15 protein-coding genes and 1 pseudogene are annotated in these 17,036 nt (G+C 71.8%); 9 read left to right on the top strand and 7 right to left on the bottom strand.

Going from position 1 to position 17,036, the window contains the following annotated elements; all coding sequences use genetic code 11:
* The first annotated feature begins 192 nt into the window (after positions 1-192).
* The 3 genes from ABT025_RS10125 to ABT025_RS10115 all read left to right on the top strand — a co-directional run bounded on the left by ABT025_RS10125 (position 193) and on the right by ABT025_RS10115 (position 2,795).
* Positions 193-579, top strand: coding sequence for a hypothetical protein (locus ABT025_RS10125; RefSeq protein ID WP_350991948.1), 387 nt, complete (start codon positions 193-195; stop codon positions 577-579).
* A 608-nt stretch (positions 580-1,187) separates the two neighbouring features.
* Positions 1,188-1,418: a hypothetical protein gene (locus tag ABT025_RS10120; protein ID WP_350991946.1), complete on the top strand. Its 231-nt coding sequence runs from the start codon at positions 1,188-1,190 to the stop codon at positions 1,416-1,418.
* A 6-nt stretch (positions 1,419-1,424) separates the two neighbouring features.
* Complete coding sequence (locus ABT025_RS10115) at positions 1,425-2,795, top strand: helix-turn-helix domain-containing protein (protein WP_350991944.1); 1,371 nt, start codon at positions 1,425-1,427, stop codon at positions 2,793-2,795.
* 60 nt (positions 2,796-2,855) lie between these two features.
* On the opposite strand, the gene ABT025_RS10110 is transcribed toward ABT025_RS10115, so the two are convergent.
* Positions 2,856-4,139 carry a geranylgeranyl reductase family protein gene (locus ABT025_RS10110; RefSeq protein WP_350991942.1) on the bottom strand — a complete coding sequence of 428 codons (1,284 nt, stop codon included), beginning with the start codon at positions 4,137-4,139 and terminating at the stop codon, positions 2,856-2,858.
* A gap of 96 nt (positions 4,140-4,235) precedes the next feature.
* On the opposite strand from ABT025_RS10110, the gene ABT025_RS10105 reads away from it, so the two are divergent.
* The gene (locus ABT025_RS10105; protein ID WP_350991940.1) at positions 4,236-4,760 is read left to right on the top strand and encodes a GNAT family N-acetyltransferase; all 525 of its coding nucleotides are present in this window, start codon (positions 4,236-4,238) and stop codon (positions 4,758-4,760) included.
* A gap of 190 nt (positions 4,761-4,950) precedes the next feature.
* Here ABT025_RS10105 and ABT025_RS10100 read toward each other — a convergent pair whose 3' ends face one another.
* Together ABT025_RS10100 and ABT025_RS10095 are read right to left on the bottom strand one after the other, a co-directional pair.
* Positions 4,951-6,732, bottom strand: coding sequence for a zinc ribbon domain-containing protein (locus tag ABT025_RS10100; protein ID WP_350991938.1), 1,782 nt, complete (start codon positions 6,730-6,732; stop codon positions 4,951-4,953).
* 173 nt (positions 6,733-6,905) lie between these two features.
* Entirely contained in the window at positions 6,906-7,598 is a 693-nt protein-coding gene (locus tag ABT025_RS10095) for a demethylmenaquinone methyltransferase (protein ID WP_350991936.1), read from the bottom strand.
* A gap of 584 nt (positions 7,599-8,182) precedes the next feature.
* On the opposite strand from ABT025_RS10095, the gene ABT025_RS10090 reads away from it, so the two are divergent.
* The 4 genes and pseudogenes from ABT025_RS10090 to ABT025_RS10075 form a co-directional block, all read left to right on the top strand.
* Positions 8,183-8,692: a SigE family RNA polymerase sigma factor gene (locus tag ABT025_RS10090; protein WP_350991934.1), complete on the top strand. Its 510-nt coding sequence runs from the start codon at positions 8,183-8,185 to the stop codon at positions 8,690-8,692.
* 10 nt (positions 8,693-8,702) lie between these two features.
* Entirely contained in the window at positions 8,703-9,599 is an 897-nt protein-coding gene (locus tag ABT025_RS10085) for a hypothetical protein (RefSeq protein WP_350991932.1), read from the top strand.
* Positions 9,589-10,527, top strand: a complete 939-nt coding sequence (locus ABT025_RS10080; RefSeq protein WP_502971912.1) for a DUF3152 domain-containing protein — start codon at positions 9,589-9,591, stop codon at positions 10,525-10,527. Before ABT025_RS10085 ends, ABT025_RS10080 begins: the two co-directional genes overlap by 11 nt.
* A 259-nt stretch (positions 10,528-10,786) precedes the next feature.
* Positions 10,787-11,341 (top strand): annotated as a pseudogene (locus ABT025_RS10075) (DUF3152 domain-containing protein); the annotation flags it as partial.
* A gap of 18 nt (positions 11,342-11,359) precedes the next feature.
* Here the strand turns inward: ABT025_RS10075 and ABT025_RS10070 are convergent.
* The 4 genes from ABT025_RS10070 to ABT025_RS10055 all read right to left on the bottom strand — a co-directional run bounded on the left by ABT025_RS10070 (position 11,360) and on the right by ABT025_RS10055 (position 16,319).
* Positions 11,360-12,004 (bottom strand): hypothetical protein, encoded by a 645-nt coding sequence (locus ABT025_RS10070; protein ID WP_350991926.1) that lies wholly within the window; start codon positions 12,002-12,004, stop codon positions 11,360-11,362.
* 11 nt (positions 12,005-12,015) lie between these two features.
* A complete protein-coding gene (gene mqnC / locus ABT025_RS10065) occupies positions 12,016-13,215 on the bottom strand; it encodes a cyclic dehypoxanthinyl futalosine synthase (protein WP_350991924.1) in 1,200 nt (399 codons plus the stop codon).
* A gap of 124 nt (positions 13,216-13,339) precedes the next feature.
* Complete coding sequence (locus ABT025_RS10060; RefSeq protein WP_350991922.1) at positions 13,340-15,070, bottom strand: serine/threonine-protein kinase; 1,731 nt, start codon at positions 15,068-15,070, stop codon at positions 13,340-13,342.
* A gap of 370 nt (positions 15,071-15,440) precedes the next feature.
* Positions 15,441-16,319 (bottom strand): menaquinone biosynthetic enzyme MqnA/MqnD family protein, encoded by an 879-nt coding sequence (locus tag ABT025_RS10055; protein ID WP_350991920.1) that lies wholly within the window; start codon positions 16,317-16,319, stop codon positions 15,441-15,443.
* A 353-nt stretch (positions 16,320-16,672) separates the two neighbouring features.
* Between ABT025_RS10055 and ABT025_RS10050 the strand changes: the two genes are divergently transcribed.
* Entirely contained in the window at positions 16,673-16,876 is a 204-nt protein-coding gene (locus ABT025_RS10050; RefSeq protein WP_003967102.1) for a cold-shock protein, read from the top strand.
* The last annotated feature ends 160 nt before the right edge of the window (positions 16,877-17,036 follow it).

Below are 17,036 nucleotides of genomic sequence, written 5' to 3'. Positions count from 1 at the left end.
ATGGCGTGGCACAACATAGGGACGTCCCACTGTTGCGCCGGACGTACGGTGACGTTACCGTCACCGTACGTCGCCAGGCCCTGCGAGCGCACCGCTCGACCACGCCCAGCGGCACCTCAACTGCGCGCGCAGATAGGCCCGTTGATGGCCACCGCATCCGCGCAGCCACCCGCTTCGATCGGACGGTCGACCATGCGTACAACACCCCAGGCCACCCCCGTGAACGTCCGCGTCGCACACGGCTTCCGGTTCGAGGTACTTCGGTACGGCCCCGCCACCGGCTTCGTCCCGGAACCGGTCGACCTCCGCATCCTGCCCGGCCCCCGTGAGGCGATCCGCGTCATCCGCGTACAGCTCCGCGCCAGCCACGTCCTCGGACTGACCCCGCGCGAAACGGCGCGGGCGCTCTACTGGGCCGACCAGGGCGGCTGGGTGCAGGCGCTCGGCGCGCTCCATCGCGGTGATCCCTGCGGGTTCACGCTCCTGCTCCCCAGGGGGCGCCATATCGAGTGGCACGTACGTCCCGTGCTGTGCCTGACTCTCACGCCCTCCGCGGTGAGTGACCGCGTGACCGAATGACCGACGTCGCTGATCACGTAGATCAGCGCGGTGCCGTCCTCGCCGCAGGCTGGGACGGCGGGGTCCTGGCACCGCCACCGCGGCGCCAGGACCTTTGAGGAGCCACTCGCGGCAACGAGTCCACTCCGTCTCCGGAACTGGATTGCCCGCAGCACATCGGAGAGCCCCGCAGCAGAAACAGGCCTGTTGCGGGCGCACCGTCAAAGATCGGGTATCCGCGCCGCCAGGTCAATACGGAGACGTAGCTGCGGATAACGCGACCGTGGCGAGCCCATGAGCTGCGGCGAGACACTTCCGGCCATGGCCGGAAGCGGTATCAGCCGACGGGACGCTCCCGCGCCAATCCGCATACGTCTCCAAATTGGACACCGAAAGGTGGGACGGATCTGCGGAATCGCGCACCTCTTCTCTGTCCTGACCAGGAGAGAAGCCCTGCAAATGCCGCCGGTCCGCCCGGACCGGCACAGGGACACCCAAGCGGATATGACGCACATGGGGATAGTCCGGCCGCCGCGCATGCTGCAACATCACTACCTACACAGGCGGCGGCAACCGCCTTGCACAACCCATCTGTTCGCCCGCAGTACACGTACGTCTGGAGAACCACGATGCCCAACAGCCTGCTCTGCGGCACCTCCGATGCCGTGCCATCCCGGCCCCTCACCGTCCCCGAAGTCGTCGTCCTCATCGTCATCGTTGTCGCCACCACCGTTCTCGCCCTCGCCGGGCTACCCGTTGTCAGCGCTGCTCTGCTGCTCGCCGAAGCCGCAGCCCTGGGCGTCCGGCTGCTGCGACGGCTGCAGAACGGTTCCGCCGAGCCGGGTCCGGCAGAGGCCTGACCGACCATGGGGCGCCGCGAGAAACCGATCTCCCAGTGCAGCAAATCCTTGCTCGCGCTGGCGACCTGGCTGCGCGCAGGCCGTGACGAAGCCGGGCTGACCTACAACCAGCTCGCCACCCGCACGGACTTCAGCGCCGACACCCTCGCGCGCGCCGCCTCCGGATGCAGCGTGCCGCAGAACCTGAACGTGGTCACCTCTTACGCACGGGCCTGCGGCCGCAGCACAAAAGAGGCCGAACGTCTGTGGAAGCACGCCCGCCGCGACGAGGTCCGTGCCCAGGGCGTGCTCACGGGGCACCGTGGCGGAGCGCACATCAGCGTCGTCAAGGACTTCGCCGACCTGCACTCCGCCATCGTCGACCTGTACCAGGACGACGGAAGCCCTCCGCTGCGGAGCCTGGACCCGCGCCTCGGCAATGTGGGAAGGCTCCCCCGCAGTACGGCCGGCCGGGTCCTCAAGGGACGGTCGACGCCGAGCCGCGACTTCGTGCTCGCGTTCGCCGAGGCCTGCGGCCTCCGCAGGGCCGACCTCGCGGAGTGGGGGAAGGCCTGGGACCGTGCGGACGCGGACCGCAGCAGCACCCGTGCCCGTCACCGGCGGAATGACCGTCTCATCACACATGACCGCATCACGCCACGGGACCTGCAACTGCTCATGAGTGACCTGGAGTCCTCGGCGCGCAAGGAGCCCGGGCTCAAGCTGCTGGTCGACATCCCGCATCAGAGCAACGACGCCGGCCGGAAGTCGGCCCGTATGACCCGTGAACTCCTCGTTGACCAGGCGCAGCGACGCGGAGAGCTCGCCTGTCCTCAGTGCCGTCGTCCGTCCTTCGGCTACAACGGCGCGCGAGGATGGGCCGCTGCCCTCTGCGCCGACTGCGCCCCCGGACAGGCGGCTGAACCGTCCCCGCTCCACCCCTTGGACACCCCGACCCTGATCCTGCGGGTCCCTGCAGCGGTTCCTCGCGCGCCGCTCCCCCGTCGAGTGCCACAGCAGGCCTGGCCCCGCCCGGCCGATCAGCAGCCCGCACAGCCGAAACAAGCCGAAGCCGGGCCGAAGCCCGTTGGCCTGCCTCGGGGCGGGCCGACGCCCGTTGCCCTGCCTCGGGGCGGGCCGCCCCGGGCTCCGGACTGGTTCGTTCCGCCCGCAGGCCCAGGCCGCCCGTACAAGTACTGTCCGTGTACCGCCTGCCAGAACCCGGACCGGCCACCGCCCGCCACGTCCCCGTCCCCGCCGGTGCCGGTGCCGGTGCCGGTGCCGGTGCCGGTGCCGAAAGGATCCCGGCTCACCACCCGGATTCGCATCAACATCCCCGGCCGCCGGCCCATCCCGCCCGTCGTGCGCACGCCACCTCCCCCGGCCGACCACCGGTGACCGCTGCCGGGGAGGCCAACCCGAGGTCACCGGCATTGTGCCCGGGCCGGGACCGGCCGCTCACGCCTTCGGCGCCACCTTCGAGAGACCGTTGATGATGCGGTCCATCGCGTCGCCGCCCGTCGGGTCGGTGAGGTTGGCGAGCATCTTCAGGGTGAACTTCATCAGCAGCGGGTGCGTGAGGCCGCGCTGGGTGGCGATCTTCATGACCTTCGGGTTGCCGATCAGCTTCACGAAGGCGCGGCCCATCGTGTAGTAGCCGCCGTAGGTCTCCTTGAGCACCTTCGGGTAGTTGCTCAGGGCCAGTTCACGCTGGGCCGGGGTCGAGCGGGCGTGGGCCTGGACGATGACGTCCGCGGCGATCTGGCCCGACTCCATGGCGTACGCGATGCCTTCGCCGTTGAACGGGTTGACCATGCCGGCGGCGTCGCCGACGAGCAGCAGGCCCTTGGTGTAGTGCGGCTGCCGGTTGAAGGCCATCGGGAGGGCGGCGCCGCGGATCGGCATCGTCATGTTCTCGGGGGTGTACCCCCAGTCCTCCGGCATGGAGGCGCACCATGCCTTGAGGACCTCGCGCCAGTCCAGCTCCTTGAAGGCGGAGGAGGAGTTGAGGATGCCGAGGCCGACGTTGGACGTGCCGTCGCCCATGCCGAAGATCCAGCCGTACCCGGGCAGCAGCCGGTCCTCGGCGCCGCGGCGGTCCCACAGCTCCAGCCAGGACTCCAGGTAGTCGTCGTCGTGGCGGGGCGAGGTGAAGTACGTACGGACCGCGACACCCATCGGGCGGTCCTCGCGGCGGTGCAGGCCCATCGCGAGGGAGAGCCGGGTGGAGTTGCCGTCGGCGGCGACGACGAGCGGGGCGTGGAAGGTGACCGGGGTCTTCTCCTCGCCGAGCTTCGCGTGCACGCCGGTGATGCGGCCGGTGCGGGCGTCCGTGACCGGGGCGCCGACGTTGCAGCGCTCGTACAGCCGCGCGCCCGCCTTCTGCGCCTGGCGGGCCAGCTGCTCGTCGAAGTCGTCGCGCTTGCGGACCAGTCCGTAGTCCGGGTACGAGGCGAGATCCGGCCAGTCCAGCTCCAGCCGGACGCCGCCGCCGATGATGCGCAGGCCCTTGTTGCGCAGCCAGCCGGCCTCTTCGGAGATGTCGATGCCCATGGAGACGAGCTGCTTGGTGGCGCGCGGCGTGAGGCCGTCACCGCAGACCTTCTCGCGCGGGAAGGCGGTCTTCTCCAGGAGCAGGACGTCGAGTCCGGCCTTGGCGAGGTAGTAGGCGGTCGTGGAGCCGGCCGGGCCTGCCCCGACGACGATCACGTCCGCGCTGTGTTCGGACAGGGGCTCGGTCACGGTCGGATCTCCCGAAGACTCGAATTCGCGTGCCGCGCGGCACATGGCCAGGGCAGTCTATGGGGGCCTGCTGATCAACCTCCGAAGGGCTCCCCGATGTCGATCGCGCCTCCCGCACTCCCCGTCGTACAGCTGCGTGTCCCGACCGACGAGGACGCGGTGGCCTGGCATCGCGCCTTCGACGACCCGGAGGTGATGGAGTTCTACGGCGGTACCTCCGACGAGCTGTCCCTGTACGAGGAGTGGACCGCCCGCCAGCGCAGACACGACGCGGAACTGGGCTTCTGCCTGTGGACCGTGCTCGACGAGAACGGCGAGGTGCTCGGCTTCACGGGTGCGCAGCCGTGGCCGCACAGCGCGTACGGACCGGTGGGCGAGATCGAGATCGGCTGGCGGCTGACCCGGTCCGCCTGGGGCCGCGGTTACGTGACAGCGGCCGCGCGCCTCACGCTGGAGCGGCTGCGCGCGGCCGGGGTGGAGCGGGTGGTGGCGACGATCGACGCGCTCAACGAGCGGTCGATCGCCGTGGCCCGGCGCCTCGGCATGGAGGAGGCGGAGAGCTTCACGACGCCCCGCGAGGGCCAGGAGGCGCGGTGCTTCCGGCTGGAGCTGGACCGCTGACGCCCGGAGCCGGTGCCGTCGGCATCCGGGCGGACCGGGCCGTCCGGGTCTTTCGCCTGGATCGGGCCGGGGCCGGCGAGCCCGCGTGATCCGGACGGGAGGCGCTGAGGTCCTTCGTCCGGATCAGGCCGGACCCCGCGAGCCCGGCGTGATCCGGACGAGGGACCCGGCATGATCCGGACGGGAGGCCCTAGGAGCCGCCGGGGGCGTTGACCTGGTCGGTGTCAAACTGTCCGGTCGGCGGCGCATCCGTCGACGTCTCGCTGCTCCGGACCGGGGCAGGCTTGTTGTCGTCGCTGTCGCGGTCCTTCAGCGCCAGCACACCGGCGGTCACCCCGCCGCCGACGAGCAGCGCGGCGGCGAGCGTCGCGCACCAGATGACGACGGTCCGTCTGCCGCCGGACGGTTCGGGGACGGAGGCGGGGACGGGGACGGGGACTGGCTCGAAAGCGGGGGCGGAAGCGGGCATGTACGGGCCCGGAGCCGCCGGGTACGCCGGGTAAGCCGGGGGAACCGCCCCGGCACGCCCCGTCAGCCGCAACAGGTACGGCGCGAGGAACACGGCACCGCCCACCCACAGCAGGCCGAACAGCAGCACGTCCGACACGCTCAGGGCGAATTCGACGGTGCCCGGACCGTCCGTGCCGTCGATGCCGCTGGAGACTCCGCCCAGCCCGGCCAGCACCAGGATCATCAGCAGGAACAGCCCGCCCGCGGTGGCCTGTTCGCCCCGGCCCGCCGAGCGGCGGGCGGCCATCAGCCCGACCGTGAGCGCGCAGACGACGCCGGTGGCCAACGCCCCGGTCAGGGCCCAGCCGCCGAATTCGTCGGCCAGTTCGGCCAGGCCGAATCCGTCGTGCCCCGTACCGGGACCGAAGACGTCCAACTGCCCCCACAGGTCGTACTCGACGTGGGCGCCCCAGCTCAGGCCGAGCACATGCAGTCCGATGTTGGGCAGCAACGGCAGGGCGATCAGCAGGGCTTCGCCGTCGACGTCGTCCGCGGTGGCGTACGTGACGAAGCCGATCAGGGAGCAGAGCAGCAGCACGACGCCGAGTGCCCGGACAGCCGAACCGGCGGCCCGGACCAGGGTCAGCGCCCCGGGCCGTCCCGCCAGCCACTGGGCCGCCGCGTCGCGTTGCAGTACGCAGCCGGTGACCAGCAACGCCATGACGAGCGCACCGAGCGCGGCGAGGACCGGGGAGGACGAGACCTCGACGTCCGCGACCTCGGGCTGCGCGAAGAGTCCGAGGAGCAGGACGGCAGCGGCGGCCACGAAGCTGATCCGTACCGCGGCCTCCGGACCGCCGCCCTGTCTGCGGGCCGCACGGGCGCCGAGGACCAGCGCACCGATCCAGAGCACGGTGACGGTGAGCGGGACGACGGCGAGCGTGTAACTGCCCTGGGTGCCCGGGTCCAGGCTCCCGAGGTCCGATCCGAAGTCCGATCCGCCGGAGCCGTAGTCGGATCCGTAGTCGTAGTCGTAGTCGGAGCCGTCCGGGCGGACGGGCCCGGCCGTCCGGAGCTCGAAGCCGCCGCCGAACCCCTGGAGCAGCATCGCGAGCGCGATCCGCAGCCGGTCGCTCCAGCCGACGACGATGTCGTCGCCCTGCCCGTACGTCGGGATGGAGAGCGCCACCGCGAGGGCCACGATCAGTCCGCTCGGCCAGGCGGCGGCCTTCACCGAGCCCGCCCAGCCGTCCCGGAACACCCGGCCGAAGAAGGCGCCGAGGGGCGAGGGCCCCACCGGGACCGCCGGCATCGGGGCGTACCCGGGCGGCAGGGGCGGACCCGCCGCCGGAGCGGGCGGGAACGCGGCGAGCGGAGGCGGCGCTACGGGCGGCAGCGCGACGGGCGGCGGGGGTGCCTGCGGAGGCGCAGCGGGTGCCTGCGGGCGTTCGCGCCCGCACTTCATGCAGAAGCGCGCCTCGTCCGGCGCCTGGGTTCCGCAGAAGGGACAGTACGACGGCATGAGGACTCCGCAAGGGGGAGACGGGGACGGCCGGAACGGTGACACACAGGAACGGGGAAGACGCGTGCCGTATCAACGGACACATCTTCCCCGTTACCCGGTTCCCGTCAACTCGGATCCACCGCACCGGATTTCACCGGCCGCACCTCCGTCGGGCCCGTGCTCCGCCGGCCTCAGGCGCGTACGCCCCGGTGGAGCGCGACCACACCGCCCGTGAGGTTGCGCCAGGCGACCTTCGACCAGCCGGCCTGCTGGAGCCTGGCCGCGAGCCCGGCCTGGTCGGGCCAGGCGCGGATCGACTCGGCGAGGTAGACGTACGCGTCGGGGTTGGACGACACCGCACGCGCGACCGGCGGCAGGGCCCGCATCAGGTACTCGGTGTAGACGGTCCGGAACGGTGCCCAGACCGGCTGGGAGAACTCGCAGATGACCACCCGGCCGCCCGGCTTGGTCACCCGGTAGAGCTCGCGGAGCGCCGTGTCGGTGTCCTGGACGTTGCGCAGCCCGAAGGAGATGGTCACCGCGTCGAACGTCTCGTCGCGGAACGGCAGCTTCGTGGCGTCGCCCGCCGTGAACGGCAGCCAGGAGTTGCGCTTCTTGCCCTCGCGCAGCATGCCGATGGAGAAGTCGCACGGCACGACGTACGCGCCGGTCGCGGCGAACGGCAGCGAGGACGTCGCGGTCCCGGCGGCCAGGTCGAGGACCTTCTCCGCGGGCCGGGCGTGCACCGCGGCGGCGACCTCCTTGCGCCACAGCCGGGCCTGGCCGAGCGAGAGCACGTCGTTGGTGAGGTCGTAGTTCGCCGCCACGTCGTCGAACATCGAGGCGACTTCGTGCGGCTGCTTGTCCAGGGAGGCTCGGGTCACCCAACCATTCAAGCAGCCCGGCCGGACCGCTGCGGGGCGGGCCCGCTGTCGGGCAACGCCATGGCGTCGATCCGGCCCCTCGAACGGGGAAGTCACGGCTTTTCTGCAGGTCACCCCGCGGACCGCGAGGTTCACCTCGCCAATGTCCCCTCGAAGCCCGGCGGCGCCCCGAGCCTTCGGCTCTGCCTGTCGTCCGGTCCGCATCGCGCAGCCGCTCCACATCACAGAGACGTGCCGGAACACAGAGGCGTGCCGGATCACAGGGACTTCTGGATCACAGAGGTGTCCTGGCTCTCCGCGCTTCCCGCATGCTCCTGTTCGCACCTCGTCCGCCCCCGGCGGACGTGGAAAGGGCCGACCGGTTCCCGGGAAGGGGCGGGCAGACCGGCCCGCCCCTGAGCGCACCTGCCAGTCCCCCACGTCCCCCACGTCCCCGCCGTCCCCACACTCCCCGCGTCCCCACTCCCCCGAATCCCCCGTATCCCCGCGTTCGCACACGGATCCCGATCCGGCTTCAACCTTTCCGGACCGTCGGTACTCAGTAACAGGCGTAGTGACCACCGACAGACCGCAGAGGAGGCTGGATGACCACCGGTCGCAGCGCGGACGCCGCCGGCTTCGAGGATTTCGCCCGCGCGAGTCAGCGCAGGCTGTACCGCACCGCGTATCTGCTGTGCGGGGACGCGGACGCCGCCCGTGATCTGACCCAGACGACACTGGCGAAGCTGTTCCAGCACTGGGGCCGGGCGAGCGCGGCCGACCATCCGGACGCCTACGCCCGCACGGTGCTGACCCGCACCTACATCGCCGAGCGCCGCCGCCGGCTGCGCGACTTCCGTGCCCATACGCCGATCGCCTCGCACGCACCCGCGACCGGTCCCGAGCTGACCGTCACCCTGCTGGCGGCGCTCGCCGAACTGCCCTCCCGTGCACGGGCGATGGTCGTCCTGCGGTACTGGGAGGACCTGAGCGTGGAAACGGTCGCCGAGCTGCTGCGCTGCAGCCCGTCCACCGTGAAGAGCCAGTGTTCGCGCTCGCTCGCCACGCTGCGCAGCCGCCTGGGCGACGCGCATCTCTACACCACCCGAAGCTGAGGAGAACGTCGTGGACATTACTGACCGCTCCCCCGGCCGTGGGCCGGCCCCGGAGGCCGAGGACCTGTTGATCAGGGCTGCCATGGAACAGGCGGCCGAAGGTGTGCCGCCACTGCCCGATCTGGTACCCGTCGCCCTGGTCCAGGGCCGCAGGCGCCGCACCCGCGCCCGCGCGGCCGTCGGGGCGGGGGTGGCGAGTGCGGTGGCGCTGGGAGTGTTCGGCGTGGCACTGCCGATGTGGGGGCCCGGAGGGGGTTCTCAAGAGGCGCGGACCGGTTCCGCCGCCTCGCGGACCACGACCGCCACCCCGTCCCCGACCACTGCCCGGCCCGCCCTCAAGCCCGTGCACGTCGAGCCGACCGACGGCGAGACACCCATGGCCGACCTGCCGGCGGCCGAACGGGCCCGGCAGGAGGAGTTCCAGCAGCAGGTCGCGGTACTGCTCGGCGAACTGTTCCACGAGCAGCTCGGCGCCGTCCGTCCGGTCGACCTGGCGGTGAACCGGTACCAGGGCGGATCGGACGGCAACACCTTCCCCCTCATCTTCTCGGTACGCCCCAAGGGCGATCCGGGGGACATCGGCGCCGATCCGGCGTGCGTGGACAACCCCTTGAAGGGTTTCCGGTGCAGGACGGCGATGCTGCCGGGCGGCATCAAGGTCCGCGCCGTCACGGCGGAGGGGAACGGGAACGGCTCGCAGACCATCACCGGCGTGGATCTCAAGTTCACCTACGGCACCAGCACCGTCAGGCTCTCGGTCGCCGGTGACGACTCCTCGATGGTCTCGGCGCCGGTCACCGTGGAGCAACTGGCCGCCGCCGCCGGTGACCCCAGGTTCATGGCTCTCGTGAAGTACGCGGACGCGCATCCGATGGAAGACAAGGAGCACTCCGTTCGTGGCGGCTGAGACGGGAACGCACCCAGGACGGCGGCACGGGCGGGGAGACCGTCGCCGCGCCGGGCAGGCGCGCCGGCGCCGCGGCCGGGTACGGGTACTGGTCGCGGTACTCGTACCGGCGGCGCTGATCGGCGGCGCCGTGGCCACCGCTCCCCGGTGGGCGGGCGGTGACGGCCCGTCGGCCGCGGCGGCCGTGCCGGAGACCTCGGCCACCGCCCGGAACTCGGACCCGGACCCGGACCCGGACCCGGACAGCATGTCGTCCTCCCCGGCCACCGAGCCGGGCCCGGCCACGAAGGCGCCTTCCCCCGCCGCGAAGCCGGGTGCGACCGCCGCGGGCCCCTCCCCCTCTCCTTCCGCCACCGCCCGGTCTCCCCGTGTCCCGGCGTCCGGCCCGGGTACGTTCACGGTCGCCCGGGCGGGCGCCTCGTCCGGGGGCGGGAGCGCCTACCGGGTCGAGGTCGAGGACGGTTCAGGCGTGGATCCGGACGCGGCGGCCGCCCTGATCGCCGACGTCCTGGCCGCGCCGCGCGGCTGGGCGCACGGCGGGGCGCGCTCGTTCCACCAGGTGGCCACGGGGCCCATCGGGATGGTGGTCCGTATCGCCACCGCGGCGACCACGGACCGCATCTGCGGGGCGGAGGGCCTCAACACCCGTGGCGAGGTCAACTGCCGCGTGGGCGAGACGGTGATGGTGAACCTGAAGCGCTGGCAGACCGGTTCGCCGGAGTTCAGCGGGCCGCTGGCCGACTACCGCGCCCTGATCGTCAACCACGAGGTCGGCCACTGGCTGGGCCACGGCCACGAGACCTGCCCCGGCAGGGGCCGGCCCGCCCCCGCCATGATGCAGCAGATATACGGCCTCAAGGGATGCGTCTCCAACGCCTGGCCCTACGACGCCAAGGGGCAGTACCTCGGCGGCCCTTCCGTACGGTGACGCTCCCCGGACTCGCGCGCCCGGACCCACCTCGTTTGCAAGTGGACTGAACCAATTGGCCCCGACATCGGTCCTTAAGGCGGGAGTGGAATCCACCGAGGGCTGGGGAGGGGCGCTGATGTCCGCAGGGAATACTCGCCGGGGCGGGCAGCGGGAACGCGGCCGGAGCAGGCTGTTCGTCAAGGCCGTGGTGCCGGTTGTGCTGGTCGCGGCGGCCGTCGTGGGCATCCGGTGGAACGGTGGGCACGATCCGCGTACGTCCTCCGCGTCCGCCACCTTCACCGTCGCCCGCGCAGGCGTCTCGGAGACCGGCAAGGGCAACGCCTACCGGGTCGAGGTGGAGAAGGGGTCCGGCCTGGACGCGGACAGGGCGGCCGCCGAGGTCGCCCGCGTCCTGGCCGCGCCGCGGGGCTGGTCGCACCACGGGGAGCGGTCGTTCCGCCAGGTCGCCGAGGGTCCGGCGGGACTGGTCATCCGGATCGCCACACCCGCGACCACCGACCGCATCTGCGGGAAGGGCGGGCTCGACACCCATGGCGAGGTCAACTGCCGGGTCGGGACCGACGTCATGGTCAACCTGAAGCGCTGGCAGCAGGGTTCACCTGAGTTCCACGGCCCCCTGGCCGACTACCGCGCCCTGATCGTCAACCACGAGGTCGGCCACTGGCTGGGCCACGGCCACGAGACCTGCCCCGGCAGGGGCCGGCCCGCCCCCGCCATGATGCAGCAGATATACGGCCTCAAGGGATGCGTCTCCAACGCCTGGCCCTACGACGCCAAGGGGCAGTACCTCGGCGGCCCTTCGGTGCCGTGACGCCCTGACGGGTGCCGTCTACCGGCCCCGGTACACCAGTCGCCCCGCCGCGACCGTGGCCACACAGCTCGCCCCGCCGGCCGCGAGCAGCGCGTCCTCGTCCGGTACGTCGAAGGCGGCGATATCGGCCCGCCCGCCGACGGTGAACGGAGCCGCCATCGCGTCGGCCACCGCCACGGCCCCGGCCAGCGGATCGAGCCGCGACGCGCCACCGGAGTGCGCCGGAGCGCCGATGACCAGCAGTCCGGACCGGCGCATGGCCGTGACCAGGGCGGGTGGTGCGGTGGGGGCGGCCGTCGCCGCGGTCGTCCCGTGACGGAGCATCCGGTGCAGCCCGCGCCGCACACTGCCGGCCCGCCGGGTGTCGTCGGGCCCGAGCGCGTCGAGCGCCTCGCCGGTCAGCGGCTCCGTGCCCAGGGCGTCCGCCTCCCGCGGATCGGGGAAGTACGACTCCGCCAGCAGCCGGACCGCGTCCCTCTGCAGGAGGCCCGGGGTCAGGACGCCCGGCCAGCGACGGACCCGGGCGGCGGGGTGGGCCGCGGCCAGTTCCCCGTACGGGCCGAAGGCGACGGTCACCGCGTCCTGCACGGCCACCGCCCCGCCGGGCACGGGAGCACGGCCGCCGCCCGGCAGGAGCAGGGCGGCGGCGTGGATCGTCAGCACGGCGTACGTACCTAGTTGGCGTTGAGGAGCTTGAGCTCCGGGTGGGCCGTGCCGCCCTCGATCGCGGTGGACGAGATGTGCGAGACGACGCGCTCGTCGACCGGGTCGTTCGCCGGGTCGTCGTGGACGACGAGGTGCTCGTACGTGGTGGCGCGCTGGGCCGGCACCCGGTCCGCCTTGCGGATCAGGTCGATGATCTCCAGGCGGTTGGAGCGGTGCTTGGCGCCGGCGGAGGAGACGACGTTCTCCTCCAGCATGATCGAGCCGAGGTCGTCCGCGCCGTAGTGCAGCGACAGCTGGCCGACCTCCTTGCCGGTGGTGAGCCAGGAGCCCTGGATGTGGGCGACGTTGTCCAGGAAGATCCGGGCGATGGCGATCATCCGCAGGTACTCGAAGAGAGTGGCCTGCGTCTGGCCCTTCAGCTTGTTGTTCTCCGGCTGGTACGTGTACGGGATGAAGGCCCGGAAGCCTCCGGTGCGGTCCTGCACGTCACGGATCATGCTCAGGTGCTCGATGCGCTCGGCGTTCGTCTCGCCGGTGCCCATCAGCATGGTGGAGGTGGACTCGACACCCAGGCCGTGGGCGATCTCCATGATCTCCAGCCAGCGCTCGCCGGACTCCTTGAGCGGGGCGATCGCGGTGCGCGGCCGGGCCGGGAGCAGCTCGGCGCCGGCGCCGGCGAAGGAGTCGAGGCCGGCGGCGTGGATCCGCTGGATGGCCTCCTCGGCGGAGACCTTGGAGATCCGGGCCATGTGCTCGATCTCGGAGGCGCCCAGCGAGTGGATGACCAGCTGCGGGAACGCCTTCTTGATCGCGGAGAAGTGCTCCTCGTAGTACTCCACGCCGTAGTCCGGGTGGTGCCCTCCCTGGAACATGATCTGCGTGCCGCCGAGCTCGACGGTCTCCGCGCAGCGGCGCAGGATGTCGTCGAGGTCGCGGGACCAGCCCTTGGCGGTGTCCTTGGGCGCGGCGTAGAAGGCGCAGAACTTGCAGGCCGTGACGCAGACGTTCGTGTAGTTGATGTTGCGCTCGATGATGTACGTCGCGATGTGCTCCGTACCCGCGTAGCGGCGCCGTCGCACGGCGTCGGCGGCCGCGCCCAGGGCGTGCAGGGGCGCCGACCGGTAGAGGTCGAGGGCCTCCGCCGGAGTGATCCGGCCGCCTTCGGCGGCTCGGTCGAGGATGGGCTGGAGGTCGGCCTTCTCGGTCACCGGGCTGTCACCTTTCGGCGGTTTTTCAACGGATCTACGGACCGGTTCAGCGTACGCCAGGGCCGGTTCGGGTCAGCGGCCGGACCGGGCGGTGTGCCGTACGGGAATCCCGGGCCGGTCCGGATCAGCGCCGGGACAGCGTGCCGTACGGGAATCCGGCGCCGCGTTCGTCGGAGCGGAACCGCAGGGTGCCTTCGCCGGTACGTGTGAAGTGGACGTCGGCGGGCGTGGTGGTGCACAGCCCCGCCGTGCCGGGGCGCTCGGGGTCGGCGTGTTCCCGGAGCGTCAGCTCCTTGTCCGTGCCCGAGGTGAGGGTGGCGATGCTGTAGCAGCTGACGTCCACGCCGAGGCCGGTGATCGTGGTCGTCATGTGGACGGCCTCGGCGCCCTTCTTCCCCTTCTCGAACACCGCGGTGAGAGTGCCGTGCGGCGCCCCCGTCGTCTTCTCGGTGAGCGGTCCCCGCCAGGTGCCGATGAACACGTCCGGGACCTCGGTGACCTGGTCCGGGATGCCGGTCGCGGAGTCCGCGGGCGCGGACGGCTCGGCGGAGGCGGTGCCGCTCGGGGAGGTGGCCGCCGGGGGGTTGCCGTGCTCGGCGCTGTCGCCGCTGCCTCCGCCCGGCATCAGGTCGAAGAGGAACGCGCTGCCCACGGTCACCGCGGCGAGCGCACCGGCCACCGCGAGGGCGACGGTGCAGCTGAGCCTGCGCCCCCGGTGCTCGCCCGGCCGGGAGTCGGCGCTCATGGTGACGGCGAACCGGGGATCGGCGGTGCGCTGTCCCGGCACCCCGTCCGTCCCGGGGGCGGACGGCGGGAGCGGCGGCGCGGTCGGGCCCGCCGTCGGGGACGGCTCGACCGGCGGGCCGAAGACACCGAGGGCGCCGCCCGCCCCGGTCACCCCGCCCGTGCCGAACGAGGCGCTGGTGAACGGCACCGGCCCCGACTGCAGCGGCGCCTCCTGCGGTTCCAGGTCGAGCAGGGCGACCGCCGACCGGCTGACCTGACGCACCAGCGGACCGGGCAGCCAGCCGGCGGCCACCGAGGACGCCGCGCCACCGGGCGCCAGCTGCCGGGCGAGCTCCACCGGGGTCGGCCGCCCGGCCGGGTCCTTCGCCAGGCAGGCCGCGATGGCGTCGTGCAGCCCGCCCTCCAGGTCGCCCAGTTCGGGTTCCTCGTGCACCACCTTGTAGAGGAGTACGGCGGAGGAGTCGCCGAGGAAGGGGGCGGCCCCGGTCGCCGCGTACGCCAGCACCGCGCCCAGCGAGAAGATGTCGGCCGCGCCCGAGATGTCCAGGCCACGGATCTGCTCCGGCGCCATGTAGCCGGGCGAGCCGACGGAGACGCCGGTGGAGGTGAGGGAGACGGTGGCGTCGATGGCCCGTGCGATGCCGAAGTCGATCAGCCGGGGCCCGTCGAGGGCGAGCAGGACGTTGGACGGCTTCACGTCCCGGTGGATCAGGCCCTGCCCGTGGACCGCGGCCAGCGCCTCGGCGAGCCCGGCACCCAGGGTGCGTACCGCCGGCTCGGGCAGCGGTCCGTGTTCGGTGACGGCCTCCGAGAGCGGCGGCCCTGCCACGTAGCCGGTGGCCACCCACGGCACGGGGGCGTCCGGGTCGGCGTCCAGGACGGGCGCGGTCCACTGCGCGCCGATCCGCCGCGCCGCGTCCACCTCGCGCCGGAACCGGGCACGGAACTGCTCGTCGAGCGCGAAGTGCGGGTGGACGACCTTGACCGCGACGGTCCGGCCGCCCGCGCTGCGCCCCAGATAGACGCGGCCCATGCCGCCGGCGCCGAGTCGGCCGAGCAGCCGGTAGGCACCGATGCTCAGCGGTTCGCCGGCTTCGAGCGGCTGCATATACGGACTCCCCCTGTGGACCGGCCGACCTCCGACCGAAGCCTAGGGGCGAAGGTCATCCGGTCACAGGGGAAACCATCCGCCGATTTCGGCCCCAAGGGAACGAACGACACCATTCACCGCAGCGAAAGGCGTGAATGTGCCGTTCCACGGGTCGATTGCGGGAGGGATCGGGGGATCGGGCGGGACGCGCTCGGGAGGCCTTCCGCCAATCGGCCAATTCAGCTCGAATTCACCCGAATCGATATCCGCGCATCATCCGCGCGGGGTTCCGCCCAGGGGAACGGCGGGACGCCCCGGCGGGAATGGCCGGGCATTCCCGCCGGGGCCGGTGCGAGTGGCACGCGACGGGAGAGCCGGGACCTGTCTCTCAGCCGCCGAGAAGCTCGACGTTCACATCCGCGGGGAAGCCCGTCGTCGGGCCGGTCCGGCGTGCGAACTCCTTGACTCCCGCAAGCTGCGCGGGCCCGAAGCGGAAGTCGAGCGTCGTGAAGTAGCGCTCCAGGACCTCCGCGTCGAAGGCCTCCCAGCGCGCGGCCTGCTCCGCGACCTTGGTGACCTCCTCGAGGGACACGTCCCGCGAGGCCAGGAACGCCTCGTGCACCTTCTTCACCGCGGTGGGCCGGGCCGCCAGGTAGTCCTTGCGCGCGGCCCAGACGGCGAAGACGAACGGCAGCCCCGTCCACTCCTTCCACATCGCGCCCAGGTCGTGGACCTGCAGCCCGAGCCGGGGGGCGTCGTGCAGGTTGGCGCGCAGCGCGGCGTCGCCGATGAGGACGGCGGCGTCCGCCTCCTGCATCATCAGGCCGAGGTCGGGCGGGCAGGTGTAGTAGTCGGGGGTGACCCCGAACCGCTCGGCGAGCAGCAGCTGCGCCAGCCGTACGGAGGTGCGGGAGGTCGAACCGAGCGCCACCCGGGCCCGGTCGAGGTCCTCCAGGGGCCGCTGCGACACGATCACGCACGACATGACGGGCCCGTCGCAGCCGACCGCGATGTCGGGGAAGGCGACCAGGTCGTCGGCGTTGCGCAGGAACTCCACGAGGGTGACGGGGCCGATGTCCAGATCGCCCCTGATCAGCTGCTCGCTGAGCTTCTCCGGGGTGTCCTTCGAGAGCTCCAGGTCGAGCAGGGTTCCGGTCCGTGCGAGCCCCCAGTAGAGGGGAAGGCAGTTGAGGAACTGGATGTGGCCGACGCGCGGCCTGCTGCGACGGTCGTCGCCTGCGACGGTTGAGACGGTTGAATTGTCCACATCGCGAGGCTAGACCCGTGACCGGCCGACGGCCTCACCGGGGGCGCGCGGCGTCGCGTCGCGCTCTCTTCCGGGGGTGCCGGAATGGATACCGAAGGCCTCTAGGGAAGGCTCCGGAAGCGGCCCGGAAGGGCCTCCCCGGGGGCTCATCCGCACGGCAATCAAACATCCGGGTGAAGTGATCTTTCCCTCTACCCTTCCGCACATGCTGCGTGCTAGGCTCAACGCCAAGTTGCAGTTTGGTTTCCCTTGCAGTACAGAGCCTGCGGAGCATGTAACCCGCAGGCTTTTGTAGTTTTCAGACTTCTTTGCAGGTTCTGGAGCAGGGCAACCCTTTGGCCCAAGGAGGGCTTATGGCTACCGGAACCGTCAAGTGGTTCAACGCTGAAAAGGGCTTCGGCTTCATCGCCCAGGACGGCGGCGGCCCGGATGTCTTCGTCCACTATTCCGCGATCAACGCGTCCGGGTTCCGCTCCCTCGAGGAGAACCAGGTCGTGAACTTCGACGTCACTCAGGGACCCAAGGGTCCGCAGGCTGAGAACGTCACCCCGGCCTAGTTGCCCGGGTCGGCCGATCGCGGCCGGTAACGCAGTACCCAAGGAGCCCCGTTCCTCCGCTTCGGCGGAGGAACGGGGCTCCTGCCTGTATACGACGGGCGATCCGCCGTTTACCTGTTGGACGTCACCTTCCGGGCGCCCCTCGGACGCCACTTCTCGG

Source organism: Streptomyces sp. NPDC002809, assembly GCF_040295435.1.
Classification (GTDB): domain Bacteria; phylum Actinomycetota; class Actinomycetes; order Streptomycetales; family Streptomycetaceae; genus Streptomyces.
This window is presented reverse-complemented; position numbering and strand designations above follow the sequence as displayed.